At 58.9% G+C, this 25,434-nt stretch carries 26 protein-coding genes and 1 pseudogene; 11 read left to right on the forward strand and 16 right to left on the reverse strand.

Annotated elements, in window-relative coordinates; translation table 11 throughout:
• Positions 1 to 89 precede the first annotated feature (89 nt).
• The gene (locus ABD919_RS22980; protein ID WP_345238440.1) at positions 90 to 1,001 is read left to right on the forward strand and encodes a rhomboid family intramembrane serine protease; all 912 of its coding nucleotides are present in this window, start codon (positions 90 to 92) and stop codon (positions 999 to 1,001) included.
• Between the two features lie 39 nt (positions 1,002 to 1,040).
• Here ABD919_RS22980 and ABD919_RS22985 read toward each other — a convergent pair whose 3' ends face one another.
• The 4 genes from ABD919_RS22985 to tilS all read right to left on the reverse strand — a co-directional run bounded on the left by ABD919_RS22985 (position 1,041) and on the right by tilS (position 4,905).
• On the reverse strand, positions 1,041 to 1,769 hold the full coding sequence (locus ABD919_RS22985) for a DNA alkylation repair protein (protein WP_345238441.1): 729 nt from the start codon (positions 1,767 to 1,769) through the stop codon (positions 1,041 to 1,043).
• Between the two features lie 21 nt (positions 1,770 to 1,790).
• Entirely contained in the window at positions 1,791 to 2,423 is a 633-nt protein-coding gene (locus ABD919_RS22990; RefSeq protein ID WP_345238442.1) for a macro domain-containing protein, read from the reverse strand.
• A gap of 117 nt (positions 2,424 to 2,540) precedes the next feature.
• Positions 2,541 to 3,485 (reverse strand): malate dehydrogenase, encoded by a 945-nt coding sequence (gene mdh / locus ABD919_RS22995; protein ID WP_345238443.1) that lies wholly within the window; start codon positions 3,483 to 3,485, stop codon positions 2,541 to 2,543.
• Positions 3,486 to 3,573: 88 nt separating this feature from the next.
• Positions 3,574 to 4,905, reverse strand: coding sequence for a tRNA lysidine(34) synthetase TilS (gene tilS / locus ABD919_RS23000; RefSeq protein WP_345238444.1), 1,332 nt, complete (start codon positions 4,903 to 4,905; stop codon positions 3,574 to 3,576).
• A gap of 305 nt (positions 4,906 to 5,210) precedes the next feature.
• Here tilS and ABD919_RS23005 point away from each other — a divergent pair, with 305 nt between their 5' ends.
• The 8 genes from ABD919_RS23005 (at position 5,211) to ABD919_RS23040 (ending at position 13,421) form a co-directional block, all read left to right on the forward strand.
• Positions 5,211 to 6,947 (forward strand): OstA-like protein, encoded by a 1,737-nt coding sequence (locus tag ABD919_RS23005; RefSeq protein WP_345238445.1) that lies wholly within the window; start codon positions 5,211 to 5,213, stop codon positions 6,945 to 6,947.
• Between the two features lie 196 nt (positions 6,948 to 7,143).
• Positions 7,144 to 7,968 carry an outer membrane protein assembly factor BamD gene (locus tag ABD919_RS23010; protein WP_345238446.1) on the forward strand — a complete coding sequence of 275 codons (825 nt, stop codon included), beginning with the start codon at positions 7,144 to 7,146 and terminating at the stop codon, positions 7,966 to 7,968.
• Between the two features lie 106 nt (positions 7,969 to 8,074).
• Positions 8,075 to 8,422 (forward strand): DNA-directed RNA polymerase subunit omega, encoded by a 348-nt coding sequence (locus ABD919_RS23015; RefSeq protein WP_345238447.1) that lies wholly within the window; start codon positions 8,075 to 8,077, stop codon positions 8,420 to 8,422.
• 35 nt (positions 8,423 to 8,457) lie between these two features.
• Positions 8,458 to 9,051: a flavoprotein gene (locus ABD919_RS23020; protein WP_425556432.1), complete on the forward strand. Its 594-nt coding sequence runs from the start codon at positions 8,458 to 8,460 to the stop codon at positions 9,049 to 9,051.
• An 82-nt stretch (positions 9,052 to 9,133) separates the two neighbouring features.
• Positions 9,134 to 9,784, forward strand: coding sequence for a phosphopantothenoylcysteine decarboxylase domain-containing protein (locus tag ABD919_RS23025; RefSeq protein ID WP_345238448.1), 651 nt, complete (start codon positions 9,134 to 9,136; stop codon positions 9,782 to 9,784).
• Positions 9,781 to 10,698, forward strand: a complete 918-nt coding sequence (porD, locus tag ABD919_RS23030) for a type IX secretion system protein PorD (RefSeq protein ID WP_345238449.1) — start codon at positions 9,781 to 9,783, stop codon at positions 10,696 to 10,698. Before ABD919_RS23025 ends, porD begins: the two co-directional genes overlap by 4 nt.
• Before the next feature lie 99 nt (positions 10,699 to 10,797).
• Positions 10,798 to 12,474: a DNA repair protein RecN gene (gene recN / locus ABD919_RS23035; protein WP_345238450.1), complete on the forward strand. Its 1,677-nt coding sequence runs from the start codon at positions 10,798 to 10,800 to the stop codon at positions 12,472 to 12,474.
• A 113-nt stretch (positions 12,475 to 12,587) separates the two neighbouring features.
• A complete protein-coding gene (locus tag ABD919_RS23040; protein ID WP_345238451.1) occupies positions 12,588 to 13,421 on the forward strand; it encodes an enoyl-ACP reductase FabI in 834 nt (277 codons plus the stop codon).
• 212 nt (positions 13,422 to 13,633) lie between these two features.
• Here the strand turns inward: ABD919_RS23040 and ABD919_RS23045 are convergent, their stop codons facing one another.
• The 10 genes and pseudogenes from ABD919_RS23045 to ABD919_RS23085 form a co-directional block, all read right to left on the reverse strand.
• On the reverse strand, positions 13,634 to 14,569 hold the full coding sequence (locus ABD919_RS23045) for a D-2-hydroxyacid dehydrogenase (RefSeq protein WP_345238452.1): 936 nt from the start codon (positions 14,567 to 14,569) through the stop codon (positions 13,634 to 13,636).
• A 471-nt stretch (positions 14,570 to 15,040) separates the two neighbouring features.
• Positions 15,041 to 15,400 (reverse strand): MmcQ/YjbR family DNA-binding protein, encoded by a 360-nt coding sequence (locus tag ABD919_RS23050; protein WP_345238453.1) that lies wholly within the window; start codon positions 15,398 to 15,400, stop codon positions 15,041 to 15,043.
• Positions 15,401 to 15,410: 10 nt separating this feature from the next.
• A complete protein-coding gene (locus ABD919_RS24035) occupies positions 15,411 to 15,884 on the reverse strand; it encodes a TOBE domain-containing protein (protein WP_425556433.1) in 474 nt (157 codons plus the stop codon).
• A gap of 42 nt (positions 15,885 to 15,926) precedes the next feature.
• Positions 15,927 to 16,388: pseudogene (locus ABD919_RS24040) on the reverse strand (ATP-binding cassette domain-containing protein); the annotation flags it as partial.
• 189 nt (positions 16,389 to 16,577) lie between these two features.
• Positions 16,578 to 17,300 carry a hypothetical protein gene (locus ABD919_RS23060; protein ID WP_345238455.1) on the reverse strand — a complete coding sequence of 241 codons (723 nt, stop codon included), beginning with the start codon at positions 17,298 to 17,300 and terminating at the stop codon, positions 16,578 to 16,580.
• A 144-nt stretch (positions 17,301 to 17,444) separates the two neighbouring features.
• The gene (locus ABD919_RS23065; RefSeq protein WP_345238456.1) at positions 17,445 to 17,954 is read right to left on the reverse strand and encodes a DUF695 domain-containing protein; all 510 of its coding nucleotides are present in this window, start codon (positions 17,952 to 17,954) and stop codon (positions 17,445 to 17,447) included.
• 424 nt (positions 17,955 to 18,378) lie between these two features.
• Positions 18,379 to 19,245, reverse strand: a complete 867-nt coding sequence (locus ABD919_RS23070; protein WP_345238457.1) for a dienelactone hydrolase family protein — start codon at positions 19,243 to 19,245, stop codon at positions 18,379 to 18,381.
• Between the two features lie 37 nt (positions 19,246 to 19,282).
• Positions 19,283 to 19,645 carry a cupin domain-containing protein gene (locus tag ABD919_RS23075; protein ID WP_345238458.1) on the reverse strand — a complete coding sequence of 121 codons (363 nt, stop codon included), beginning with the start codon at positions 19,643 to 19,645 and terminating at the stop codon, positions 19,283 to 19,285.
• Between the two features lie 96 nt (positions 19,646 to 19,741).
• A complete protein-coding gene (locus ABD919_RS23080) occupies positions 19,742 to 20,680 on the reverse strand; it encodes a GNAT family N-acetyltransferase (protein ID WP_345238459.1) in 939 nt (312 codons plus the stop codon).
• 11 nt (positions 20,681 to 20,691) lie between these two features.
• Positions 20,692 to 20,949, reverse strand: a complete 258-nt coding sequence (locus tag ABD919_RS23085) for a Kazal-type serine protease inhibitor family protein (RefSeq protein WP_345238460.1) — start codon at positions 20,947 to 20,949, stop codon at positions 20,692 to 20,694.
• A 219-nt stretch (positions 20,950 to 21,168) separates the two neighbouring features.
• Here ABD919_RS23085 and ABD919_RS23090 point away from each other — a divergent pair, with 219 nt between their 5' ends.
• Positions 21,169 to 21,606 carry a CsbD family protein gene (locus ABD919_RS23090; protein ID WP_345238461.1) on the forward strand — a complete coding sequence of 146 codons (438 nt, stop codon included), beginning with the start codon at positions 21,169 to 21,171 and terminating at the stop codon, positions 21,604 to 21,606.
• 117 nt (positions 21,607 to 21,723) lie between these two features.
• Positions 21,724 to 22,062: a YtxH domain-containing protein gene (locus ABD919_RS23095; protein ID WP_345238462.1), complete on the forward strand. Its 339-nt coding sequence runs from the start codon at positions 21,724 to 21,726 to the stop codon at positions 22,060 to 22,062.
• Between the two features lie 290 nt (positions 22,063 to 22,352).
• On the opposite strand, the gene lysS is transcribed toward ABD919_RS23095, so the two are convergent.
• Positions 22,353 to 23,873, reverse strand: coding sequence for a lysine--tRNA ligase (gene lysS / locus ABD919_RS23100; protein ID WP_345238463.1), 1,521 nt, complete (start codon positions 23,871 to 23,873; stop codon positions 22,353 to 22,355).
• A 277-nt stretch (positions 23,874 to 24,150) separates the two neighbouring features.
• Positions 24,151 to 25,224, reverse strand: coding sequence for a hypothetical protein (locus ABD919_RS23105; protein WP_345238464.1), 1,074 nt, complete (start codon positions 25,222 to 25,224; stop codon positions 24,151 to 24,153).
• Between the last annotated feature and the right edge of the window lie 210 nt (positions 25,225 to 25,434).

A 25,434-nucleotide genomic window follows, 5' to 3' on the forward strand; every position in this document is an offset into this window, starting at 1 on the left:
TTTGGATAGGACTGCTTTGGTACGTATCTAAGGCTCCGGCCTTAGCCAGCAAAGCAGAACCAGCACCCCAACTAATACGTGGTAGCACCATGAGCATCACCGACGACATCAAAAACGTTTTCACCCGTCGCGACAACGCCCTCAACCAGTTGATTGTGTTGAACGTGCTGGTTTTTGCTGTGCTGATTGTGGTGCAAGCCATTTTTACTTTAAGTGGTGTTAAGCATTGGTTTGACACAGTAATAAAGCAATTTGAACTAAGTTCCAATTTAACAGTAGTGTTAAGACACCCTTGGACATTATTGACATATGCTTTTACTCACCGAGGAGTCCTTCACATTCTTTTTAATCTGCTCAACTTATACTGGTTTGGGCAATTAATACAAGAGTATCTTGGAGACCGTCGCCTAGTCAGTTTATATATTTTAGGCGCATTGTCAGGAACTGTAATTTTTCTAATATCATTTAATTTTCTCCCTGGTATTCAACAGGTTGGTGAAGTGCCAACAATGATTGGTGCATCTGCAGCAGTCACAGCTATCATTGTAGCTGCAGCGACCTTGCTGCCAGACTACACCTTTATGCTAATCCTGTTGGGCCCGGTAAAAATTAAATGGATTGCAGCAGTTGTTGTCTTATTATCGATAGCTGGTATTAGTGGTAGCAATATTGGTGGCAACCTTGCCCACCTCGCTGGGGCGCTGCTGGGCTTCGTCTTCATCAAGCAGCTCAAAGCCGGCCGCGACCTGGGCCGGCCGGTTCAGGCCGTGGGCAGCTGGTTCAGCAACCTGTTCAACCGCCGGCCGGCCATGCGCGCCAGCAGCACGCGCCGCCCCGAGCCGGTGGTTACGGCAGCCACTGGCGCCGGCCCCGCCAGAAAACCGGTAAACCAGCAGCTTCAGGATGAAATCGACCTCATTCTGGACAAGATTTCCCGCTCCGGCTACGAAAGCCTGAGCAAGGAGGAAAAGCAGAAGCTGTTCAAGGCTAGCCAGCAGTAACCTGCTCGCAGCCAGCGTGCTCGCGTGTCGTGTCCTGCGTTAGCGGGCCATGTACAGCTGACGGCGAACAGGGTCGAGCTTCTCGATGGCGTAGCGCAAAGCGGTTCGGGGCAGCTGCCGGGCATGGTCGGCCAGGAATTCTTCCAGTGCTTCCGGGCTGCGCTTGCCTACTTCCCGCAGCATCCAGCCCATGGCTTTATGAATCAGGTCGTGGCGGTGATGCAAGAGCTGCTCTGCTAAGGCAAAGGTGTCGGCAAACTGCCCCTTGCGAATAAAGGCTAGGGTAGACACAATGCTCATGCGCTGGCTCCAAAGCTGGTCTTCCGCCGCAAGCTCGTACAGCAGGCTACGGTCTTTATCCATTAGGTAAGTGCCCAGCAGCAGCGGACAGGTAATATCCACCAGGTTCCAGTTGTTGACGCGCTGCCGGTTGCGCAGGTAAGCTTCGTGTATGGCCTGCCGCCCGGCCGGGCCGGCTTTGGCAAACTGCAGCGTCCAGATGATAAGGCCCGTCTGCCGGAACTCGTGCCAGGGGCTGCCTAGCAGCTGCTCTCCCTCTGCCAAGGGCAGCTCCCGAAACTGCCGGGCCAGCAGCCGCTGCTGGGGCAGGTCGAGGCCCAGAAACTGGTCGCCCTCGCCGTACTGGCCGGGCCCGGTTTTGAAAAAGCGCTTCAATTGCGCGGCCCGGGCAGGGTTGGCTAAGGCATGCAGGGCATCAGCAAGGGCGGCAGCACTGGGCATAGAGCTGATGAAAGGAACTGTGAGCATATACCATTAAGCTATTTATTATTAGCTAATCGGGTATTTGAGGTCTTTCTGGTCGTGGGTGTAGAAGTATGCGTAATTGGAGCGCAGCTCTTCCCAGCCTGCTTTGGTAGCGTACTTGCGCTGCATTACATCTTCCCAGGCAATGCGCATCTGGCGGGCGCACACCAGCGGCCGCACCTGGCCCACGCCGGTGCCCAGGCCCGGTATAGCCACGCTGCGGACGTGGTCGGCAACTGGTTCCCCGCTGGGCATTTTACCATCAAGCAGCAGCACCAGCAATGCCTTCATGGCCAGGTACACGTTAGGCCCTCGTGTGATAGTCATGGGCGTGCGCATGGTCGGGGCCGCTACCAGATAAGGAAAGGAGCTCTGCCCCGTGGGCACAATCTCGGCCTGGCCGACCAGCAGCTCGCCGTAGTGCCGGTCCCGAATCAGGCGCTGCAGGTCTTTCTCTATGTGCCAGCCGAGATTTTTGGAAATGGCGAAGTCGATGCCGCCATTCATGAAGCCGAAGCTATTGGCCGGGCTCACGATGGCGTCGCAAGGTGTGTCGAAAATCGAGCCGTGCCGAACGGTTACTTGCGGCACATCGGCGAAAACCTGCTCCCAGGCAGCGGTAACTTCCGCATTGATGTCAATAAGGTAAAGGTGCATGAATGATTGATTAGCAGTGGCAAGCTACGCAAGCCCAGCAGATATCAAACAAAAAAACGGGCCGCCCTGCAGTAGCAGAGCGGCCCGTTGCCTCTTTAAAGAATCCTAACGAAAACGTTAAGCCGGCTGGGCCTGGCCCATTTTGTCCAGGGCGTCCATTACCTCTTTCACGTGGCCGCGCGAGGTTTCGAGCAGGGCCTTCTCGTCGTCGTTGAGCTGCAGCTCAATCACGCGCTCGATGCCGTTCTTGCCCAGGATAACCGGGGCGCCGAGGTATACGCCGTTGATGCCGTACTCGCCCTGCAGCTCCACGCACACGGGGAACACGCGGCGCTGGTCGCGCACAATGGCTTCCACCATCTGGGCGGCAGCAGCACCGGGAGCGTACCAGGCCGAAGTACCCATGAGCTTCACCAGCTCGCCGCCGCCGACGGCGGTGCGCTGCACGATGGCGTCAAGCTCGGCTTTGCCAATCAGCTCGGTAACGGGGATGCCGCCCACGGTGGTGTAGCGGGGCAGGGGCACCATGGTGTCGCCGTGGCCGCCCATCAGCACGGCCTGAATGTCTTTGGGGCTCACGTTGAGGGCCTCGGCCAGGAAGGCGCGGTAGCGGGCCGTGTCCAGGATGCCGGCCATGCCGAACACCTTCTCGCGGGGCAGGCCCGAGGTGAGGTGCGCCTGGTAGGTCATCACGTCCAGCGGGTTGCTCACCACGATGATGATGGCGTTGGGCGAGTACTTCACCACCTGCTCGGTTACCGACTTCACGATGCCGGCGTTAACCGAAATCAGGTCGTCGCGGCTCATGCCGGGCTTGCGGGGCAGGCCTGAGGTGATTACCACCACTTCGGAGTCGGCCGTGCGGGCGTAGTCGTTGGTTACGCCCACGGTGCGCGTATCGTACCCAATAACCGGAGCCTTCTGCCAGATATCGAGAGCTTTGCCTTCGGCAATGCCTTCCTTGATGTCAACCAGCACAACTTCGTTGGCAATTTCACGGGTGGCGAGCACATCGGCGCAGGTTGCGCCTACGTTGCCGGCTCCGATTACGGTAACTTTCATGAGATGGGAGTTGGGTGAGGAGTTTTCGTTATCAGGGCAAAAGTACCTCCGGGCAAAGGAAGGAGCAAACCGAAATCGTTTGTTGTGCCTAGAGTCGCTGCACGGTGAGCACTCGTGCCGTCTCGTCGCTCACCTTAAACCGGTCGTCGACGCGCCAGCCCACCACCCAGCAGATTTTGCCGTCGGCCGAGGCCAGCACCCGCACGTCATCCTTCAGGTTGAGAGGGACTTTCTGGTCAATGAGGAAGTCGCTGAGCTTTTTCTTGCCCTTCAGGCCCAGGGGCATAAACCAGTCGCCTTCCTGCCAGCGCCGCAGCGTAAGCGGAAACTTCAGCTTGTCGGCATCCAGGGCGGCCGTGCTTTTGGAGCGGGGAATATCAAAGCCGCCCGCTACTTCCCGCAGCTCGGCCCGCAGGCGCATGCCGTCCGCCAGCAGGTCGGTTTGGCCCGCTGCCAGCTGAAAGGTGCCGTACTGCGAAAGCCGGCGCGGGGTGATGACCAGGTTTTCGCGGTCCTTAATCAGCAGGTGGGTAGGGGAGAAGAACTTCAGCCCCGACGGCGCCCGAAAGCCGGCCACAATGTCCTTCACCACCAGCCAGGAAAAGTTGAAGGGGCGCAGCAGCTCGTGCAGCACCAGCGCGGTGGCGGTAGTGCTTTGCAGGGTGGCAATGTTGAGGTAAGTAGCCTCGGCCTCGTCGCGCCGGGCCTGGGCCTGGGTGTCAGCCACGTAGCGACGCACAATCTCCTCGGCCCCGCCCACCCGCTCGGCGGTGGTTTGCAGGGTATGGTCGAGGTTGGGGTTGATTTCGCGTAGCACGGGCAGCACCTCGTGGCGCAGCAGGTTGCGCTGGTACACGGGGCTGTCGTTGCTGGCATCTTCCCGCCAGATAAGGCGGTGGTCGACGATGTAGTCGTTGAGAAAGTCCTTGCCCATGTGCAGCAGGGGGCGCACCACGTGGCCGTTTTTAGCCTGAATGCCGTGCAGGCCGGCCAGCCCCGTGCCGTGGGTAAGGTTCAGCAGCATGGTTTCGGCGGCGTCGCGCTGGTGGTGGGCCGTGGCGATGTAAGCCAGGTTCTGTTCCTGCCGCAGCTGCTCAAACCAGCGGTAGCGCAGCAGGCGGGCAGCCATCTGGGTCGAAATACCTTCTTTCTCGGCAAACTCCTTGGTCTGGAAAAACTCGGCGAAGTAGGGCGCCTTGTACTGCTTGGCCAGCTTGCGCACAAACTGCTCGTCGGCATCGGCCTCGTCGCCGCGCAGGCCAAAGTGGCAGTGGGCCACGGCCAGCGACACGCCCAGGCGGTGCAGCACGTCGAGCAGCACCACCGAGTCGAGCCCCCCGCTCACGGCCACCAGAATGGGGTCGTCGGGGATGGAAAACAGGTTTTGTTCTTCAATAAACTGCCGGACCTGGTCGAGCATAGGATTTTGGTATTGAGTATTAAGTATTAAGTAGTCAGACCTTATCTTGGCCTTTAGTCATTTTAAATGAAGCGTAGCGAGATGCAGGACCTTATCACGCCAGAACGTTTTTTCAGTAATAACTAACGCATCTCATCAAAGCGAGATAAGGTCCTTCGCAAGCTTAGGATGACAAATGCGCATCTACTACAATAGTCGTCAGGCTCCCCCTCTCCTTTTCGGAGAGGGGGCGGGGGGTGAGGCCCCGGGCACTATCGTGCAAAGATGGACGTTAGCGCCGGGCCGTCCCTACCTTTGGCCTCTGAATGCCGCTTTCCCGTTTCCTTTTTCTTCTCCTTCTTCTGCTGCCGCGGCTGAGCCAGGCCCAGCAGCCTGCCCGCCCCGGCACTGCCCGCCCGGCGACGGCCCCGGCCAACCCGGCGCAGCCGCCCATCGTGAAAGGCTCGCGCATTGAGCTGCTGCCCGGCACCCAGGAGCTGGTGGGCGGCGTGTTCAACGGCGTGCAGATTCGCAAGCTTATCGGCAACGTGAGCTTCCGCCAGGACGACGCCTTCCTGTACTGCGACTCGGCCTACCAGTACCTGGGCCGCAACGAGGTGGAAGCCTTCAGCAACGTGCGGGTGGTGCAGAACGACACGGTGACCATCACCGGCGACCGGGGCTTCTACGACGGCGACCGCCGCCTGGCCCGCATGACCGGCAACGTGACCATGCGCGACCCGCGCATGACCCTGACCACGCCCTCGCTCGACTACGACCTGAACCGCAAAACGGCGGCCTACACCCAGGGCGGCCACCTCGTCGACCCCCAGAATACTCTTGACAGCCAGCAGGGCTACTACGATACCAGCTCCAAGGTCTTCGTCTTTATCCGCAACGTGCACCTGGTTACCAAGGACTCGGAGCTGAACAACGACACGCTGCGCTACAACACCATCAGCAAGATTGCCTATTTCAACGGGCCCACCCGCATCAAGGGCAAGCAGGGCAACCTCTACGCCGAGCGCGGCACCTACAACACCGTGACGCGGGTGGCCAACTTCGAGCGCAACGCCAAGATTGACACGCCCGAGTACCTGCTCGGCGGCGACAAGCTGGTGTACGACGAGCTGAAGCTGTACGGCATTGCCACCGGCCACGTGAACATGATTTCCAAAAAGGACAACGTAACCCTGCGCGGCGACGTGGGCCGCTACTGGCGGGCCCTGGGCCGCACCAAGGTGTACGGGGGCCGCCCCGTGGTGCGCAACATCTCCGACCGCGACACCCTGTACATGGCCGCCGATACGCTGCTGAGCGTGGAAGCCCGCCCCAACCAGGCTAGTAGCCGCTCCATCCTTTATGCCTGGCCCAAGGTGCAGATTTTCCGCAAGGACCTGCAAGGGCGTTGCGACTCCCTGACCTACGACCGGCAGGACAGCATCATCTACCTCAACCGCGACCCGGTGCTGTGGCAGGGCAAAAACCAGCTCACGGCCGACTCCATGCAGATTCGGCAGAAGCGCGGCAAGGTCGACCAGATGCGGCTCTACGCCAACTCCTTTATTGTAGGGCAGGATACTTTGCTGAACTTCAACCAGGTGAAGGGCCGCAACATGGTGGCCTACTTCCGAGATAATAAAATCAACCGGGTGGATGTGCTGGGCAACGCCGAAAGCCTGTACTATGCCCTGGAGAATGACACCGCTACCACGGGCATGAACAAGGCCGTGTCGGCCAACATGGTGCTGCGCTTTGCCGACAGCAAGCTCAAAACCATCTCCTTTCTCACCAACCCCGACGCCAGCTTTATCCCACCCCACGAGCTGAAAGGGCCCGACCAGCGGCTGAAGGGCTACAGCTGGCGGGTGGCCGAGCGCCCCAAGCGCCGGCAGGTACTGGGCAAGCAGTTCGACGACCGGCCGCCGCGAAAGGCTAAGCCTAAGGCCAAAGCCAAGCCTGCGAAAAAGCCGGCTAAGAAAAAGGCAGCCGCTGCTCCCGGACGCAAGACCAAAGCGGCACCCCTTCCTGCCAAAGCTGCCCGCCCGGCCAAATCCCCCTGAGCATGCAACCTTGATGAACAATGGCCCCTCTTAGCCTTAGCCTACCTGGATAGGAGCTCAGGGCTTAGGCAGTAGAAATTAGACCCTTCTTGCCGCTACACCAGAGCAATTCTCATGTCTAAGGGCTAACGTCTCACATCTAAGCTCTTAAAGGAGCTTGCCTTCGCCGGCTCAAATCGTTACCTTTGCACCCCTTATGCCCATTCCCCGCCTTACGGTTCTCTTTCTGCTTGTTGGTTCGCTTGTGCTCGGCGGCTGTAGCAATGGCTATCAGCGCCTGTTGAAAAGCACCGACGTCAACAAGAAGTACGAAGCTGCCATCAAGTATTACGACAAAGGCGACTACTTCCGCTCCGGCACCCTGCTCGAAGAGCTGATTCCCCTGCTGAAAGGGCGGCCCGAAGCCGAGAAGGCCCAGTTTTACTTTGCCACCACCAACTTCAAGCAGCGCAACTACGTGCTGAGTGCGTACTACTTCAAGCAGTTCGCCGATACGTACCCCAACTCGACATACGCTGAGGAGGCTACGTTCATGCACGCCAAGTCGCTGTTTCGCGACTCGCCGGAATTTGAGCTGGACCAGACCAACACGCTGTCGGCCCTGGAGGCCTTGCAGGAGTTCCTGAACCGCTACCCCAGCAGCCAGTACCGCACAGAGTCGGACAACATGTCGCAGGAGCTGCAGAAAAAGCTGGAGAACAAAGCCTTCGATAGTGCCAAGCTCTACTACAAGCTGCGCTACAACCAGGCCGCAGTGGTGGCCCTCACCAACTTTCAGCAGCAGTACCCGGCGTCGGCTTATGCCGAGGAAGCCGACTTTCTGCGTCTGATGGCCCAGCACGCCTGGGCCAAGGAAAGCGTGGAGGAAAAGCAGCAGGAACGCTATCTGGAAGCCGTCGCCTTCTACCAGCGGTTTATTGATACCTTCCCCAAAAGCAAAAACCTGAAGGCGGCCGAAGCTATTTATGACGACAGCCGGGCCCAAGTGGCCAAGCTGAAGCCGGCTTCGGCCTCTAAATAAGTTTTTTGTTCTGGTTGCTAGTTTCTGGTTTGTCGTCTGATAACACCCGACTACGAACAAGCGAAAAGCAGCCGGAACCCAGCAACAAGTAACATAAATTCATTCCATGAAAGCTAATCCCAACACCCCGTCGAGCTCCATCGTGACGCGCAACCTGGCCGATATTACCGGCGATGACGGCAACGTGTACGAAGCCATTGCCGTGATTTCCAAGCGCGCCAATCAGCTCTCGCTCAAGCTCAAGGAAGAGCTGAATGAGCGTCTGTCGGAGTTCGCCTCTACCGTCGACAACCTGGAGGAAGTGTTCGAAAACCGCGAGCAGATTGAGGTTTCCAAGCACTACGAGCGCATGCCCAAGCCCACCAGCCTGGCCATCGAGGAGTTTCTGCAGGGCAAAATCTTCTACTCCACCCCCGAGCCGGAGGTTGTTCCCATTCCCCGCGAGCTGTTCTAAGGTTCCTGGTTGCTTGTTTCTTGTTACTTCGTTGCATGATAACTGAACCTGAAGCTAGCAACGAGAAACAAGCAACCCTGCGCGGCCGGCGCATCCTGCTGGGTGTGACGGGCAGCATCGCCGCCTACAAATCGGCTCACCTCGTGCGCCTTTTGGTAAAAGCCGGCGCCGAAGTTCAGGTCGTCCTCACCGAGGCCGCCGCTGCGTTTGTTACGCCGCTCACCCTCGGCACCCTCTCCAAAAAGCCCGTCCTGACGGGCTTTTTGCGTGATGCCGCGGCCGGGGAGTGGCACAACCACGTGGAGCTCGGCCTCTGGGCCGATGCGCTGCTCATTGCTCCGGCCAGCGCCAATACCATTGGCCAGCTAGCGAATGGCTTGTGTCCCAATCTGCTGTGTGCGGTATATCTGTCGGCGCGCTGTCCGGTGTTTCTGGCTCCGGCCATGGACCTTGACATGTTTGCGCACCCTGCCGTCACGCAAAACCTGGCCCGCCTGCGCTCTTTTGGCAACTACATATTCGACTCGCCGCCCGGCGAGCTGGCCAGCGGCCTGCAAGGCCCCGGCCGCATGCTGGAGCCCGAAGACATTGTAGTACAGCTGGCGGTGCAGTTAAAAATTAAAAATTAAAAAATCAGTGGAAAGCTCTACCAGTCACGGATTTGCTGTCCCACAATTTTTAATTTTTAATTAATAATTTTTAATTCAAATAATGCGCGTCCTGCTTACTGCCGGCCCTACCTACGAACCATTAGACCCGGTTCGATTCCTGGGCAACCGCTCGACCGGGAAAATGGGCTACGCCATTGCCGAGGAGTTTGCGCGACAGGGAGCCGACGTGCTGCTCATCAGCGGGCCCAGCCAGCTGCCGGTGCCGGACAATGCGCGTATCCGTACCGTGCGGGTGGAAACGGCGGCCGAGATGTTTGCGGCGGCGGAGGCCGGGGCCAGCGCCGCCGACGTGTGGGTGTTTGCCGCCGCCGTCGCCGACTACCGCCCGGCCCACGTGGAAGCCGAAAAAATCAAGAAAAGCGGCGACACGCTCACGCTTGAGCTGGTGAAAAACGTGGACATTGCCGCGACGCTCGGACGGCGCAAGCGGGCTGAACAATTTGCCGTCGGTTTTGCGTTGGAGACTACAAACGAGCTGGTGCATGCCCAGGGCAAGCTGCAGCGTAAAGGATTCGACCTGATTGTGCTGAATTCGCTGCGCGATGCCGGGGCCGGCTTTGGCCACGACACCAATAAGGTGACCGTGCTGGATGCCGCCGGCCAAATCGTTAATTTTGAGTTGAAGTCCAAGGCCGACGTGGCCCGCGACCTTGTTAGCCTGATTCTGGCCCGCCTGAACCGCTCCGCATGAAGTACCAATTCCTGACCGCCCTGTCGCTGCTGACGCTGCTCGCCTTCCGGCCCGCCGCTGCCCAGGAGCTGCTGGCCGAAGTAAGCGTCACGACTGAGAACGTTACCATCTCCGACCCCACGCTGGTGCGGCAGATGCAGAACGACATGCAGTCGTTGCTCAACACCCGCGCCTGGACCGAGGAAACCTACCGGCCGGAGGAGCGCATCAAGCTCAAGATGTTTGTGGGCATCACCGAGATTCCCACCAACGGCACCTACAAGGCCACCATGCGCCTGATTTCTACCCGCCCCATTTACGGCACCGGCTACGAAACCAACGTGGTGAGCTTCACCGACCGCGACTTTCAGTTCAACTACTCGCCGCAGAACCCGCTGGACTTCTCCCGCAACAGCTTTGTGTCTAACCTCTCGTCGCTGCTGGGTTTCTACGCTTACCTGGTGATTGGCATCGACCGCGACACCTTTGCCCCGCTGGGCGGCAGCCCGTACTACGACCTGGCGCGCAACATCGTAAACTACTCGGCTAACCAGACCACTACCAACGAAGTGGACGGGGGCTGGCGCGAAGCCGGCTCACGCAACCGCTACTGGATTCTGAACAACCTGACCGACCCCCAGCTGCAAGCCTTCCGCACGGCGCTGTATGGCTACTACCGCCTGGGAATGGACATTTTTATTGAAAAGCCCGACCAGGCCCGTACCGCTGTGATGACGGCCCTGACCGGGTTGCAGCAAACCGCCGTTAACCGCCCCGGCACGCTCTTCGCCCGCGCCTTCTTCGATGCCAAGGCCGAAGAAATTGCCAACATTTTCCGCACCAGCAACAACCAGCAGCAAAAGCAGCAGCTGGTGACAATGCTAATTGAGGTCGACCCCACGAACTCGGCCAAGTACCAAACTGTTTTAAGGTAAATTATGAGTTATAAATTATGGATTATAAATGCGCGCAGCTAATTACTGCGCCTTTTATTAATTCATAATTTATAATTTATAATTCATAATTTACAATTTATGTTAGTCGATTTACGTATCCAGAATTACGCCCTTATTGAACAGCTGGAGCTGCGGCCCTCGGCCCTGCTAAATATCATCACCGGGGAAACCGGGGCGGGCAAATCCATTATGCTGGGCGCCATCGGCCTGCTGCTGGGCAACCGCGCCGACTCGCGCATGCTGTTCGATACCGAGCGCAAGTGCGTGATTGAGGGACAGTTTGATATTGCCAACTACCAGCTGCAGGACATTTTCGAGGCCGAAGACCTGGACTACGACGCGCAGTGCATTCTGCGCCGCGAAATCAGCCCCACGGGCAAGTCGCGCGCTTTCGTGAACGACACGCCGGTAACGCTGGAGGCCCTGCGCAAAATCGGCGCTAACCTGATGGACATTCACTCCCAGCACGACACGCTGCTGCTGGGCGACGCCGTGTTTCAACTCAACCTGCTCGACCTGTATGCCGGGCTGGTGCCGCAGCGCACGCACTACAGCAACGCCTTCCGCCAGTACCGCAAGCTGGAAGCCGACCTGAAGTCGCTGGAAGACCAGGCCGCCCGTGCCAGCAAGGAGCTGGACTACAATGCCTTCCTGCTGAATGAGCTCGACGAGGCCCAGCTCGACAACGAAGACCAGGAAGCCCTGGAGCAGGAAATCAAGCAGCTTGAAAACGCCGAGGAAATCAAGTACAAGCTCAGCCAGGCCCTGCACGGGCTGCGCGACAGCGAGTACTGCGCCACCGGCAGCATGAAGGACGCGGCCATTCTGCTGGGGCAGGTGGCCGGCTACGCCGACAGCTTCAAGGAGCTGCGGGCCCGCCTCGACAGCGTGCTGATTGAGCTGCACGACATTGCCGACGAGGTGGAAACCGCCGAGCGCAACACCGAAGGCGACCCGGCCCGGGCCGAGGAGCTGCAGGGGCGCCTCAACACCATTTACACCCTGCAGCGCAAGCACCAGGTGCGCGACCTGCCCGGCCTCATCGGCCTGCGCGAGGAGCTGCGCCAGAAAGTGGGCTCGGTGCTGAACTTGGACAAGGAAATTGCCCGCGTGCGGCGCGATGCCGAAACGGCCCTGGCGGCCGTGAACAAGCAGGCGGGCAAGCTCTCGGAAAGCCGGCGCAAGTCTTTCCCCCGCTTCGAGAAGGAGCTGAGCGCGCTGCTGGCCGACCTGGGCATGCCTCACGCCCGCATCGTGGTGCAGCACAGCATTGGGGCGCCCACCGTGAGCGGTACCGACGTGGTGAGCATACTGTTTACGGCCAACAAAGGCGCGCAGCCCCAGACCCTGAGCAAGGCGGCCTCCGGCGGGGAATTTTCGCGCCTGATGCTCTGCATCAAGTACATGCTGGCTGACAAGACGGCTCTGCCAACCATTGTGTTCGACGAGATTGACACGGGCATCTCCGGGGAAATTGCCGTGAAGGTGGGCCGCATGATGCAGCAGATGGCCCACAAGCACCAGCTGGTGGCCATCTCCCACCTGCCGCAGATGGCCGCGGCCGGCGACACCCACTACTTCGTGTACAAGGAAGACCGGGCCGACCGCACTGTGAGCCGCATCCGCGAGCTCAGCCCGGAGGAGCGCATCAAGGAAATTGCCCACATGATTGCCGGGGCCAAGCCCAGCGAAAGCGCCTACGCCAGCGCCCGCGAGCTGCTGGCCCTGCGCGGTGGCGAGGTGGCGGCTCTCTAAGGCAGGGTATCGGGTATAGGGGTGAAGGCCTGAATGGCTAACTTGCGCTGAAAATGGAGCAGCTGCGGAAGTGGCTGCGCCATTAGCCATTCACTCAACTTGCCAATTCACCCATGTCTAACAACCTTCTGGCCGGCAAAGTCGGCATCATCTCCGGCGCGCTCGATGAGAAATCCATTGCCTGGAAAGTAGCCCAGCGCGCCCACGCCCAGGGCGCCCGCTTCGTGCTGACCAACGCCCCCATTGCCATGCGCATGGGCGAAATCAAGAAGCTCAGCGCCGAGTGCGACGCGCCCATCATCCCGGCCGACGCCACCTCGGTGGAGGAGCTGGAAGCCCTGTTCTCGGGCGCGCAGGAGCACCTGGGCGGCAAGCTCGACTTCGTGCTGCACAGCATCGGCATGAGCCCCAACGTGCGCAAGAAGAAGGACTACGGCAACCTGGACTACAAATTCTTCCAGCAAACGATTGACGTGTCGGCCATGTCGTTTCACAAGATGATGCACGTGGCCGAAAAGCAGGACGCCCTGAACGAGTGGGCCAGCATCGTGGCCCTGTCGTACATCGCCGCCCAGCGCGTGTTCCCCGACTACACCGACATGTCGCAGGCCAAGGCCATGCTCGAAAGCATTGCCCGCAACTACGGCCACCGCCTGGGCGTGCAGAAGAAAGTGCGCGTGAACACCATCTCGCAGTCGCCCACCAAAACCACCGCCGGCACCGGCGTGGGCGGCTTCGACGCCTTCTTCGACTACGCCGACAAGATGTCGCCGCTGGGCAACGCCCCGGCCGAAGCCTGCGCCGACTACTGCATCAGCCTGTTCTCGGACCTGACCCGCTACGTAACCATGCAGAACCTGCTGCACGACGGCGGCTTCAGCAGCATGGGCATCTCGGAGCATGTGGTGGAGGCCCTGACCAAGATGGCGGAGACGCAGCAGGCGTAGGCTTACGCTGCAGCTATAAAACAAAGCAGCCCGGCAGAAATGCCGGGCTGCTTTGTTTTATACCAGGACTTACACTACTCCCTCAACCGCAAAGCGGACGTCGCTTTGCGGCTCTTTTCTGTTTATGGTTTACTACCAACGTGGCGTCGCTTTGCGGCTGGCTCGACAAACCTTTTGCGTAAGCCCCATTATGGTTTAGCTGGTTGGATGGATTAATAGCCCCGGCTCAGCTCCACCAGGTTTTCCAGCGGCTCGCCGCGGTGCAGGTGCCAGAGGTTGCGGAGCAGGATTTCCACTTTGCCTTCGTCTTCGCCGGGCTGGCCGCCGCCGCTGTGCTGGGTGAGCAGCACGTTGGGCAGGGTCCAGAGCGGGCTGTCGGCGGGCAGGGGCTCCTGGGCGGTTACGTCGAGCACGGCCCCACCCAGCTGACCGGTCTGCAGCGCGGCGATGAGGGCGGGCTCGTCGGTGGTGTTGCCGCGGCCCACGCTGGCGTAGAGGCAGCCCGGGCACATGGCCTGGATGAGCTCAGCCGAGAAAAAGCCTTTGGCACTGCCAGGCAGGCAGTTAATGACAATGTCGGTAGCAGGTAGGGCGGCCAGCAGCTCGGCTTTGGAGTGCAGCTGCGCCTGAGGGCTGGAGCGAGCCAGCAGCTTCACTTCGCAGTCGAAGCCGCTGAGCTGATGCCGTACGGCCAGGCCAATGGCGCCGGCCCCGAGAATAACGACGCGCTTGTGGCGCAGCAGGCCGGTGCGGGTACGAATGGGGGCCCCCACCCAGTGCCGGTGCTCCTGCAGCACGGCCAGCTCCGGAATGCGCCGGTACAAAGCCAGCAGGCCCGCCACCATGGTTTCGGCGCAGGGCCAGGCGTAGAAGTCGCCCACATTGGCCACGGGGCAGGGCAGCTGCAGCCTAGCGTAACGCTCGAACCCAGCCGAGTCGATTTGCCAGAAGCGCAGGCCCGCGGGCATGCCGGCAGCACACCAGGTAAGCGGCAGGTTGCCCATTAGCAGCTCGGCCTGCTGAAAAGCCGGCTGCTGGGCAGCAAGGGGGAGGTTGGTGCGGAACGTGGCTTCTACCGCTGGCGGCAGGCCGCTGAGCAGCTGAGCGCGGGCGGCAGGGTTGAGGGTAGAATAAACAAAAAGACGCATGTAGCTGGGAGGGAGGAAAGGCTGTGCATTATACGGCCCTGCCGCTGCTAACTGCCGAGATAGGCGCGGGGTTAGCTTCCAAGGCCCGAATCCTGAGCGGTTTGCCTTTGTAGGGGAGAGCAGCTATTTAAAAAGCTCCCTCGCTTATACTCAGGCTACCCCGCGCCCCGCTTCCATAGCACTCCGAACGTGCTGCGCGCAGGCTTGCGCCTCCTGCCGAACTGCTGCAATGGCTCTGATGCCGACATCTTCTCAGGACTTTTGCACTTTGTTGCCGCACTTGTTTCCCGCAGTGGTCGTTCAAATGAATAGAACAACACGGCGGCCACTGCGCAAACTGCGGGAAATAATAGAAGAAGCGATTTTGCGTAAGTCCTGTTTCTAATCCTGCTGCTGACCCGGCAAGCCATTTACCTGCCCGAGGGCGAAGTACGGACATACGCCTGCAACTTTTCCTTAGGAATAAGGAGCTTATGAGGTGGCTACAATACCCAGCTGCTTGCGCAGCTTGAGGGAAAGCTTGGACGCCACCCGTAGGTAAGACTCCCGGATGTAGTGCTGCCACTGGGCGAGCGTAAGCAGGTTGATGTCGTCGACCTGCACCCATCCGTAGCGACCGAGGTGCTTCTGGGCGTTGATTCCCGCCCGGGCTGTCAGCTCCTCAAAGCCTTCCGGTGTGGTAGTGAAGGAGGCTGAAGGCGGGGCTTCATCGGGCGAGGTGATGAGGTACATCTTACCGCCCACATTAAAGCAGAGGTGGTAGTCCCACTTAATGTCTTCGGTAGTGCCCGGCAGCTGCTGGCAGATGGTCTGCAGCTCTTCGATGTTCATAAAAAGCGTCTTATTCGGTAATAAAGGTAGGCTTCCCGCTAACGGAGAGATGCACAAGGTCGCCGCTGGCAAGGGTGCGCGCATCGGTTCGTGCCCGGATAATCGTGGCCCCCAGCGCAATTTCCACCTCGTAGTAGCTACCCAGAAAGCGCAGGGCCCGGACGACTCCCGGGGCCCCACTGCCGGGTGGGCCCAGGCGCAGCTGTTCGGGCCGAAGCAGCAAGGCGCCCGCCGGAATGCGCTGGCCCGGCAACAGAGCGCGGCGGTCGGCACCCTGCACCAGGTTGTAGTCGCCAAACAAGGCCGCCGTGTACTCGTTCACGGGCTGCTGGTAGATGTGGGCCGGCGGGCCCTGCTGCACCAGGCGGCCCTGCTGCAGCACCAGAATTTCATCGGCCCAGGGCAGGGTATCGGCGGCATCGTGCGACACGAGCAGGCAGGTAATTCCCAGGCGGCTGCCCAGGTCTTCGACAATGGCCTGCATGGTGCGCTTGTGGGCGCGGTCGAGGTTGGAAAAAGGCTCGTCGAGCAGCAGCAGGCGCGGGGCGCCCAGCAGCAGCCGGGCCAGGGCCACGCGCTGCTGCTCGCCCCCGGAAAGCTGGTTGGTGCGGCGCCCGAGCAGGTGGCCGATGTGGCACAGCTCGAACAGGGCCTGGGCTTCGGCGGCGGGGCGCTTGCTGGCGTAGCGCAGCACCTGCTCCACGCGCAGCGACTTGGGCAGCTCCGACTTCTGATTGAGGTATGCCACACCCGCATGACCGGGAACCAGCACTTCCTGAGGGCCGCGTACGCGGCTGCCATCCACGCGCACCTCGCCGGCAGTGGGCTGAATCAGGCCGGCAATAATTTGCAGCAGGGTGCTTTTGCCGGTGCCCGACTCGCCGGCCAGGGCCAGCTTCTGGCCTTGCTGCTGCTGGAAGCTGATGGGGTGAAGGACCGTGCTGCCGTGCTCGTGCAGGGTAATGTCGGTGACGGAGAGAAGAGGCATGGGCCTGTTTGGAGAGGAGCACTGCCGCTGATAAGCAGGCGCAGCTTCCTTATGTTGTCAGGGCAATGGCTAGGTGGAGACTGAAGCAAAAAGGATATTACGCCCCGTGCCGGTATGCCCTACGCTGCCAGCAATGACGTGCCGGGTTGTTTGGTTCGGGGCCCGTTGCTGTCAACTATTCTGTGGTTGCTATTGCTTGTGTAGGCTGATTTCCCGCCTCTGCACGACGATGGTGTCGCCGGTAGTTAGCTGGCTGAGTATGGCGGGGTCGAAAAAATTCCAGCTTCCGAATGCAGCAGTCATGCAGGTGCCTGTTTGGGTGCCCGTATGCTTGACGGCCCAGCTTAAAAACGGAATGTACAGCTGCCGGTTTCGAATGCCAATAACCTTAATAGGGAGATACCTGGTAGAGCGTCCGTAGCCCGTGGAGCTGCTAAAGTCGCGGGTTCGCTTGGCAGGAACCACCAGCTGTACTTTCTCTTCCAAGAAGTCGCAGCGGTTCAGGGGCAACGACACAATGCGGCTAGTAGAATCGGGGCCAGCTAGTACGAGGCGGTCGGGTTGCTGGCTGATTACTTGCGCACGGAGGGTATCGGCACCGGGCTGCCCGGGAGCTATTAGCTTCGCCTGTCCACTTGCATTGATGCTTAGCCTCGACGGGGTAGTGCCGCCCAGCGGGACATCGGTGCGGGAAAAGAAATAGGGCGTTCTAATACTGTTGCGCTGAATAAAGGCGTCTACCACCTGCGCATTATTAACCAGCCCCGCTCTGGTATACAGCTCAATGGGAGCGGCGTGAAGGGTAGTTCCGGTCTGGTATTCCCCGCTAACTTCTAACGGAGCCTCTTCCTGGTCCTTTTTGCAGGCGCTCAGCAGAACGATGCCTGTAATTAATAAGTATTTATGCCTCATTCCGACAATTAAAGCAGCTCGCAAAAGGTGAGCTGTGCCTGCAATTCTGGGTTAAAGGTAGAGCTGGCATGTTTTTCAGGTGGGTGGGTACCCGGGGCTGCGGCCCGGTGCACGCATTATTTTCAGCTCTACTTTGCTCTGAAGCTACAGGCACTGCGCGTTCTTATCGAAAAAGGATGCTACGCGCAGCCATTGGTGGTCCTGTTCCATGCGGTATTCCCACTCCCTGATTTGATGGGTTTTGGTCATGGGCACCAGCGCTTCATTGGCTTTGTCGGGGTCGGCCACGAAGTAGTACAGCACCCGGGAGCCATTCACGGTGGTGCGGCCCACGAAGTGCGTTACGCCCACTTTCTCCAGCTCAGCCGTGATAAGGTCTTCGGCCTGGTTGAGAACCAAGGCTTCCGGGGCGGTGGGGTGGCCGTTGAAGTTCTTATCAATGATGGTCATGTTCACCGACAGGCACCAGGGAAATTCGGCCTTAAATCCGTAGTCCCGGTAGCCCAGATTGGCCGTGATGAAAACCATGTTATTGTCTTCATCGGTGGACTTCTGAATACACCAGTTGTCTTTAGGCATCCGGCTGGTTTGGGCCTGAGCAGCCAGGGACCAGCACAGAAGAATAAACGCCGCGCACAGGGATAAGGTCTTCATGATAAGGTGCTGAAAATGATGCCATGCCTGTAGTATCGTAAATGTAGGCACGGTGGTTTTTCGAATCACTACCTCCGGCGCATTTAGTTAAGAAATTAAAGCTTTTTCCGGTGGTCAGAATCCTGCTCAGAGCCTGCGGCTTAACCTGCAGTATGGCTGCCGGCCTGCCCGGCCACCGCTCGCCCGTAGCGCGGGAAGGCAGTTCAGCTAAACCGCCTGGAAGGAATGCGCCGCTTACCCTTGAGGGGCGGCCCCCGGGGTGTATACCGTGCAGGTTCGCCTGGCGCAAGGAGCAACAGCCAAGCGTCTGGTAGTGGAATAAGGGTAGCCGCTTGCTCATAATGAAGTAGCGGAAGCCAGGTGCCCGATAAGGGACTGGCTTCCGCTACTTGCTTTTATCTGGGCAGAGCTGGAGAGTGCCGCGCTACTTCAGCTCCTCCTTAAACAGCCGCAGGGTACGCTTCCAGGCCAGCTCAGCGGCCTCTCCATTGTAACGCGCAGGGGAGGAGTCGTTGTTGAAGGCGTGGTTGACGCCTTCGTACAGGTATTGCTCGTATTTCACGCCAGCCGTAGTCAGCGCCAGGGCGTAGGCATTCATCCCGGCATTCACCCGCTCATCGAGCCCGGCGTAGTGTAGCATCAGCCGGGCTTTGATTTTTGACAGGTCGCCGTCCTTAGGCTGAGTGCCATAGTAGGCAACAGCGGCGTTCAGCTTAGGGTCGGCAATAGCCAGCTTATTGGCCATGGCGCCACCCCAGCAGAAGCCCACGCAGCCCGTGCGGCCGTTGCTGTCGGGCCGCGCCCGCAGGTAAGCCAGGGCCAGCAGGTAGTTGTTCAGGTTCTGCTGCGGGTCGAGCTTGCCAATCAGTTCCCGGCCTTTGTCTTCATCGGCCGGCGTGCCCCCGAATACCGACAAGGCATCCACGCCCAGTGCCACATAGCCGGCCTGATTTGCAATACGTCTCGTTACATCTTTGATATGGGGTGTCAGGCCCCGGTTTTCGTGAATTACAACCACAGCCCCGCGCTTTTTCCTGCGCTGTGGACGCACCAGCAAGCCGCGCATCGTGGCGCCGTCTCCTTCCCAGCTTACTTCCTCCTCCTCGGTTGCATAGCCCCGGTCTGCCGGAGTCAGCGGCGCCGCCTGGGCATAGCCGGGCTCCAGCAGCGCCAGCGCCGAGGTAGCCAGGGCCGTGCTGCCCGCCAGCTGCACCAGACGCCTCAGAAATTCCTGGCGGCTCAGGGGCCGGTGCGTGTACTCGTCGAAGAGGTTGATGATGCGCTGGTCCATCGGAGTTGATGTAATAGTGTTGTGGAGATGGGTGCAGCTATTCTTCGCGGTGCACGGTAGCCGGGTTAAAGGCCGGCACGCATATGGACCAGTACTCGCACTCTTCCTCGAAGGGGTTGGAGTAGCGCACCCGCGCCCCGCCCTTGATGAGCAACGCCTGCCCGGCCTGCAGCTCAACTACGTCGCCGTCAATCTCGAAGCGCTTGCGGCCCCGCACCACAATGGTAAACTCGTCGAATTCCGGAGTCTGATGGGGCTCGCTCCACTGCGGCGGCGCCACCATGTGCGCCAGGCTATAGCTGCCGGTGCTGGTGCTGGCCAGGCCCACGTGCTCTTCAATGAGCTTGCCGTCGGTAGTGGGTACCACGAAAGGGGAGGGGTTCAGGAAGTAGCTTTTCATTGTTATCAAGGTGATGAGATGATAGGAGTTAAAGAAAACGGGCTTGCCACCGCTGCCGCATGCGGCCACTCGTAGCAAAGAGGCTAACTGCTCTGCTTAGCCTTTCAGCTTCTCCAACAGCCCAAACAGCCGGGAGTTGGTTTTCCAGACAAAGAAATAAGGCGTCTGCACCGCCCCAAACTGCACCCGGATGCGCTCCACTGCCGGCAGCATGCTGCCTTCAAAGTCGAAGCAGTCCAGCCCCAGCACCTCGCTGGTGTAGCGAATGGCTTCCCAAATCAGTAGAATTCCCGCCCCGCTCTCGCGCAGGGCCGGGTCGTCGCCCGACAAATGGTAGTACGCTGTCTGCCGGTCCCAGATGAGGTAGGCAGCCGAGTGAATGCGGCCTTGAGCATCTACCGCGAAGAAAAACTGCCGTGCCTCCGCCTGGGCCAGGGCCTGGTCGTGCCGGCGAAACTGCTCCCAGGAATAAGGCATGGGCAGCCCCTGCCGGTCAAAGCTCATCTTGTTGAGCTGATAGAACTGCTCGGCCGAAAAGTCGTGCACCACGCGTACCTGTTCCCGCGCCTTCTGCAGGTTACGCCGAATGTTGCGATTAATACCCGCTTCAATGTGCTTTAGCTGCTGCACCTGATGCAGCCGGTAGGTGTAGTAAGTGGTTTGCTGAAATTTTTCCCAGTAAAAAGGCAGCCAATTGGTGCAGGTAGGATAAAAATTCTGCTTAAATGCAGCAAACGCGGGTAGCTGCGCAATTAATTCGGAATAAATAGGGTGCTCTTTTTTTAAAATGCCCCGAAACTCCGGCAATAAGTACGGCCCCAGCATTTTTACAAAGGGCGGCATGGTTGCGTAGCGGAATGGCCCGCGCTGCTTATAAAAAAAGGGCAGCGCCGCTACAATGCGTCCGCTGTCGCGGGCCAGCACCACATCCCAGTCGCCTCCGGCCGCACAGGCATCCAGGTACCAGTCCTGCGCAAACACCGGCACGTCGGGCGCCGTGCGGCAAAAGTCGCGGTAGCTGGCTTTTTCTGTCATGGGCACCGGGCTTATTTGGCGGTTTTTTCCGGGCAGGGTCCCTCCGTGAAGGTGCGCACCCCGGCGTTGGATGCCATGCAGGCATTGCTGTAGGTTTTGCCGTTGCAGCCACACACCGGCTTGTAGTCCATGGTACACATGGCATCCGGATTCACCTTGCGGGGGTCGATGCAGTCGTCGGCACTGGCCGTAGCCCCAGTTTGCGTGTTGCCGCTCTGGCAGGCTCCAACCAGGATGGCAAGCAGAAAAATAGAACAGTACCTTTTCATAGTCGGACAATTCGTAGTAAAAAACGAAGCTACACCTAACAATTAATTTCAGCCACTACCTGTACTGAAAACAATAAACGGGCTTTTTTTAATGTAAGCTCAACCCCTGACCTTGCTTGACGTATAGCATCCAAACCAAACATCTGTTGAATACAGATTTTTTAGTCTGTATTTCGTAACATCGCTACATCTTTCACTCCCTTTTTCTCTCCTAATACCATGTCGTACTACGAAGAAGACAACAACGCTGGCAAAATTCTTCTGGCCGCTCTGGCCGGTGCCGGTGCCGGCATCATTGCCGGGATGCTGCTGGCTCCCGATAAGGGCTCGGCTACCCGCGAAAACTGGAAGGGCATTGCCACCAAATACAGCGGGCAGCTGGGCGAACAAGCCAGCCGCCTGGGCGCCGACCTGGAGACTCGTTTCAAAGGCTACGTTGAAAAGCTCGAAGATATGGGCATCACCGGCGCCGGCAGCAGCCTGAGCATGAAAGGCGACTGGAACGACATCAAAGGCCGCCTGAAAGAGCAATATGGCCAGCTTACCGATGAAGACCTGACGTATACTGAGGGCCAGGGCGACCAGCTTGTAGGCCGCCTGCAGGAAAAGCTCGGCAAAGGCAAAGCCGAAATTACCCGCATGCTGAACGATATGTAATCGGCCTTTGCAATAAAAAAGCCCTGCATTCTAAAGTGCAGGGCTTTTTTATTGTCCAACAACAAGCCGTATTTACTCGTTATGCATTACTACCGTTTCACCTTATTTTCCAGCACCATGAAAGACGACAAGGGTAAAGTAATTTTTTCACTGCTGGCCGGAGCCACAGCCGGCATTGTGGCGGGCTTGCTGCTCGCGCCCGAAACCGGCGAAGAAACCCGGGCAGGCCTGCGCCGCTCCGCCTCTAAATGGGGCGGCGACCTCAGCAAGCTGGTAAAGGATAACCTGGGCAAGCTGCAGGGTCTGGCCTCCAGCACCGGCCATACGAATGAGTATTCCGAAGTAATGGAGCACAAGAATGCCGCCGACCGCCTCTTGCTTGGCCTCAACAATACCAGCGTGTACGACCCCATGAATGAGGGGCAGAAACCAGAATCCAGCGACTCAGTCCATTGAGTTGCGCTGTAGTAATAGAAAAAAAAGGCGTGCCAGTGTAACCCCGGTTAAGCCTCTGCGTTAAACACCTCACAACCGGCTTGAAAGAAGACCGAAACGTAGTAACAGTAAAATTGCCGACAGTAGGAGCTTCTATTAAAATTGGGGTAGACAATTTTAGTAGTAAAATCAGACATGTCCATCGCAAGCTTCTGTTAATAACAGCGGTTTGAAGGGTAAGAAGGTTGTAAAAGAAAGGCCCCGCACGACATTTCGTGTGGGGCCTTTCGATTATCTGAACCACAGATTGACTACTCCGGCCGCATCTGCGGGAAGAACAGCACGTCCTGAATGGAGTGGGAGTTGGTCATAATCATGCTCAGGCGGTCGATGCCGATGCCCAGGCCGGCCGTGGGCGGCATGCCGTACTCCAGGGCACGCAGGAAGTCTTCGTCGAGCACCATGGCTTCGGTATCGCCGCGCTTGCCCAGCTCCAGCTGCTCCTCGAAGCGCTGCCGCTGGTCGATGGGGTCGTTCAGCTCGGAGAAGGCGTTGCAGATTTCCTTGCCGTTGCAGATGGCCTCGAAGCGCTCCACCATGCCGGGCCGGTCGCGGTGCTTTTTGGCCAGCGGCGACATCTCCACGGGGTAGTCGGTGATAAAGGTGGGCTGAATGAGCTTGCCCTCCACGTGCTCACCAAAAATCTCGTCGATTATTTTGGCTTTGCCCATGCTGGGGTCAAGGTGCACGTTCAGCTTCCTGGCGGTTTCGCGCAATGCGGCTTCGTCCATGTCGCCGATGGCCTCGCCGGTGTACTTCTCGATGGCCTCAAACATGGTGTAGCGCTGCCAGGGCCGCTGGAAGTTGATGAGGTTGTCGCCCACCCGCACCTCGGTCTGGCCGTGCAGGGCCAAAGCAACCCGCTCCACCATTTCCTCTACCAGGTCCATCATCCAGGCGTAGTCCTTGTAGGCTACGTAGAGCTCCATTTGCGTAAACTCCGGGTTGTGGAAGCGCGACATGCCTTCGTTGCGGAAGTCCTTGCTGAACTCATATACCCCATCAAAGCCACCCACAATGAGTCGCTTCAGGTACAGCTCGTTGGCAATGCGCAGGTACAGCGTCATGTCCAGCGTATTGTGGTGGGTTTTGAAGGGGCGCGCGGCGGCCCCACCGTACAGGGGCTGCAGGATGGGTGTTTCCACCTCCAGGTAGCCTTTGTCGTTCAGGTAGTTGCGCATGGCCTGCACCAGCTGGCTGCGCTTGATGAATGTCTCGCGCACCTGCGGGTTCACCACCAGGTCCACGTAGCGCTGCCGGTAGCGCTGCTCGGGGTCAGTGAAGGCGTCATAGGTTGTGATTTCGCCGGTTTCCTCATTTTTCTGGGTTTTCACCACCGGCAGGGGGCGCAGGGCTTTGGCCAGCAGCTTCAGCTCGGTTACGTGCACCGAGGTTTCGCCTACCTGCGTCTTAAACACCCGTCCCTTCACCCCAATGAAGTCGCCCAGGTCAAGCAGCTTCTTAAATACGGTGTTGTAGAGCTCTTTGTCGTCGCCGGGGCAAATTTCGTCGCGGTTCACGTACAGCTGAATGCGGCCGGTGGTATCCATCAGCTCGGCAAAGGAGGCCTTACCCATCACGCGCGACGACATCAGGCGGCCCGCCATGCTTACTTCCTGGAAGTTGTTGAGCTCGGGATGGTAGTTGTCGTGAATCTCCTGGGCGTAGAACGTTACGTCGAACAATTCCGACGGATAGGGCTCAATGCCGAGCTTGTGCAGCTCTTCGAGCTTTTGGCGGCGCAGTATTTCCTGTTCGCTGAGGTGGTGCATAGTATTGTCTGAACCACGGATTGACACGGATTTTTCGGATTCCACGGATTTCGTGGACGATTCAGCCGGAAAACCGCTGGTCTGCCAGTGCAGGCCGGGGCGTGGTTTGATTTGAAATGAACCGCAAAAGTACGGCACGAAAAAAGCCGCTCCGAACGGGAGCGGCTTTATTATCTGCCGGCTTAAGCGGTGGCCGTCTGTAATCGACTACAAAATCCGTGCAATCCAACAAATCCGTGTCGAACGAAGTTCGGCGTAGCCAATCCGTGGTTCAGGCTTAAGCCGCCATGCGCAAGGTCTGCGAATCGGCCTGAGGAGCCTGGGGGGCCAGCACGGGCTCTACGCGGCTGCGCAGGCGCTCCTGCACGAAGCCGGCCTGCAGGTGGGTGGGAAGCTCCTCCACCAGCTGGCGGTAGCGCTCCAGGCCCATGGCCTTGGCCACGTAGGTTTCGTGCACCCCGTTAAGGTAGCTCACGATGTTGAGCAGCGAGCTGTGAAAAAGGCGGAAGTCGATATCGGCTTCCACGTAGCGCTCAATCTCACGGCTGGTCTGGGAGATGCGCAGGCGGCCCAGCAGGTCGAAGATGGTGGTGTAACCCAGGCGCCAGGTAATCTGCTGCCAGTGCGCAGCCGTCCACTTATCCAGGGGCTTGCCGGTTTTCTGGCTGCGGATGGCCGTGTTGGGGTTGGCCTGCACCTGTTGGCGCGTCCACTGGGCTTTCATCTTGCGCGTAGTGCGCAGCATCTGCCCAATCTGAGCCTGGGCGTCAATCTCCTTGCTGGCAATGTGCAGCCCGGCCTTGTAGCCGGCCAGGGGCAGGCGGTGTATGCTAAAGTCGCCGTACGAGCCGGCCGCGTAGAACGACACCGGACGCGGGTAGGCATTCTTCACCACCAGGCGGCCCACCTCGCGGCGAATCAGCTGGCTGTTGTTGGAGCGCACGCCGGTGGTGTACAGGAAGGCCTGCAGGCCCGACAGCACGGCATGGTAGGCCTGCGGGAAAGTCCAGTGCAAGGCATTGCGCAGGAAGTTTTCGTCGCCCAGCTCAGCTGTGGCCCGCAGCGCGTACTCGGTGCTCCAGCAGGTGTGCAGCAGCTTGGTAATGGCGGCAATGTCGGCCTCACCTAGGTCAGCCTGATGGCTGCGTAGGAAAGGCACATGCTGCAGCCCACCAAGCAGGTCGTCATTTTCCTGAATGTGATAGTTAATAGCAAAGAAGTAGTTGAGGAAAACCTGTGCCGGGATAGACTTGCGCCAGGTTTCGTCGGCTAGCTTCTGCTGTTGCTCATCGTTCACAGACTCCGTCTGCGGGATGAGCGGAATGATGCGGGTTTCCTCTGTAGTCTTCATGATTGTTAAACAGCATGGCCAAGGTTTTGGTTGCCTATTTGCTAAAAATATTGGCTGATTTTACTAAAAATTAACCGCTGTAAAACAGTGTATTATACTCAGTAATTTGATAGGCATTGCTTTGGAAAATTACGGCTGATTGCCAGCCAGAATAGTGAGCATGGCAGGCACAAAAAAAGCCTCCACATCTTTTCGATGCAGAGGCTTTCT

The organism is Hymenobacter saemangeumensis, assembly GCF_039541835.1.
GTDB classification, from domain to species: Bacteria; Bacteroidota; Bacteroidia; order Cytophagales; family Hymenobacteraceae; genus Hymenobacter; species Hymenobacter saemangeumensis.

What these genes read in the sequence shown, in the direction of transcription:
- ABD919_RS22980 (WP_345238440.1), top strand. Translation starts at nt 90, where the DNA reads ATGAGCATCACCGACGACATCAAAAACGTTTTCACCCGTCGCGACAAC.
- ABD919_RS22985 (WP_345238441.1), bottom strand. Translation starts at nt 1,769, where the DNA reads ATGCTCACAGTTCCTTTCATCAGCTCTATGCCCAGTGCTGCCGCCCTT.
- ABD919_RS22990 (WP_345238442.1), bottom strand. Translation starts at nt 2,423, where the DNA reads ATGCACCTTTACCTTATTGACATCAATGCGGAAGTTACCGCTGCCTGG.
- mdh (WP_345238443.1), bottom strand. Translation starts at nt 3,485, where the DNA reads ATGAAAGTTACCGTAATCGGAGCCGGCAACGTAGGCGCAACCTGCGCC.
- tilS (WP_345238444.1), bottom strand. Translation starts at nt 4,905, where the DNA reads ATGCTCGACCAGGTCCGGCAGTTTATTGAAGAACAAAACCTGTTTTCC.
- ABD919_RS23005 (WP_345238445.1), top strand. Translation starts at nt 5,211, where the DNA reads ATGCCGCTTTCCCGTTTCCTTTTTCTTCTCCTTCTTCTGCTGCCGCGG.
- ABD919_RS23010 (WP_345238446.1), top strand. Translation starts at nt 7,144, where the DNA reads ATGCCCATTCCCCGCCTTACGGTTCTCTTTCTGCTTGTTGGTTCGCTT.
- ABD919_RS23015 (WP_345238447.1), top strand. Translation starts at nt 8,075, where the DNA reads ATGAAAGCTAATCCCAACACCCCGTCGAGCTCCATCGTGACGCGCAAC.
- ABD919_RS23020 (WP_425556432.1), top strand. Translation starts at nt 8,458, where the DNA reads ATGATAACTGAACCTGAAGCTAGCAACGAGAAACAAGCAACCCTGCGC.
- ABD919_RS23025 (WP_345238448.1), top strand. Translation starts at nt 9,134, where the DNA reads ATGCGCGTCCTGCTTACTGCCGGCCCTACCTACGAACCATTAGACCCG.
- porD (WP_345238449.1), top strand. Translation starts at nt 9,781, where the DNA reads ATGAAGTACCAATTCCTGACCGCCCTGTCGCTGCTGACGCTGCTCGCC.
- recN (WP_345238450.1), top strand. Translation starts at nt 10,798, where the DNA reads ATGTTAGTCGATTTACGTATCCAGAATTACGCCCTTATTGAACAGCTG.
- ABD919_RS23040 (WP_345238451.1), top strand. Translation starts at nt 12,588, where the DNA reads ATGTCTAACAACCTTCTGGCCGGCAAAGTCGGCATCATCTCCGGCGCG.
- ABD919_RS23045 (WP_345238452.1), bottom strand. Translation starts at nt 14,569, where the DNA reads ATGCGTCTTTTTGTTTATTCTACCCTCAACCCTGCCGCCCGCGCTCAG.
- ABD919_RS23050 (WP_345238453.1), bottom strand. Translation starts at nt 15,400, where the DNA reads ATGAACATCGAAGAGCTGCAGACCATCTGCCAGCAGCTGCCGGGCACT.
- ABD919_RS24035 (WP_425556433.1), bottom strand. Translation starts at nt 15,884, where the DNA reads ATGCAGGCCATTGTCGAAGACCTGGGCAGCCGCCTGGGAATTACCTGC.
- ABD919_RS23060 (WP_345238455.1), bottom strand. Translation starts at nt 17,300, where the DNA reads ATGAGGCATAAATACTTATTAATTACAGGCATCGTTCTGCTGAGCGCC.
- ABD919_RS23065 (WP_345238456.1), bottom strand. Translation starts at nt 17,954, where the DNA reads ATGAAGACCTTATCCCTGTGCGCGGCGTTTATTCTTCTGTGCTGGTCC.
- ABD919_RS23070 (WP_345238457.1), bottom strand. Translation starts at nt 19,245, where the DNA reads ATGGACCAGCGCATCATCAACCTCTTCGACGAGTACACGCACCGGCCC.
- ABD919_RS23075 (WP_345238458.1), bottom strand. Translation starts at nt 19,645, where the DNA reads ATGAAAAGCTACTTCCTGAACCCCTCCCCTTTCGTGGTACCCACTACC.
- ABD919_RS23080 (WP_345238459.1), bottom strand. Translation starts at nt 20,680, where the DNA reads ATGACAGAAAAAGCCAGCTACCGCGACTTTTGCCGCACGGCGCCCGAC.
- ABD919_RS23085 (WP_345238460.1), bottom strand. Translation starts at nt 20,949, where the DNA reads ATGAAAAGGTACTGTTCTATTTTTCTGCTTGCCATCCTGGTTGGAGCC.
- ABD919_RS23090 (WP_345238461.1), top strand. Translation starts at nt 21,169, where the DNA reads ATGTCGTACTACGAAGAAGACAACAACGCTGGCAAAATTCTTCTGGCC.
- ABD919_RS23095 (WP_345238462.1), top strand. Translation starts at nt 21,724, where the DNA reads ATGAAAGACGACAAGGGTAAAGTAATTTTTTCACTGCTGGCCGGAGCC.
- lysS (WP_345238463.1), bottom strand. Translation starts at nt 23,873, where the DNA reads ATGCACCACCTCAGCGAACAGGAAATACTGCGCCGCCAAAAGCTCGAA.
- ABD919_RS23105 (WP_345238464.1), bottom strand. Translation starts at nt 25,224, where the DNA reads ATGAAGACTACAGAGGAAACCCGCATCATTCCGCTCATCCCGCAGACG.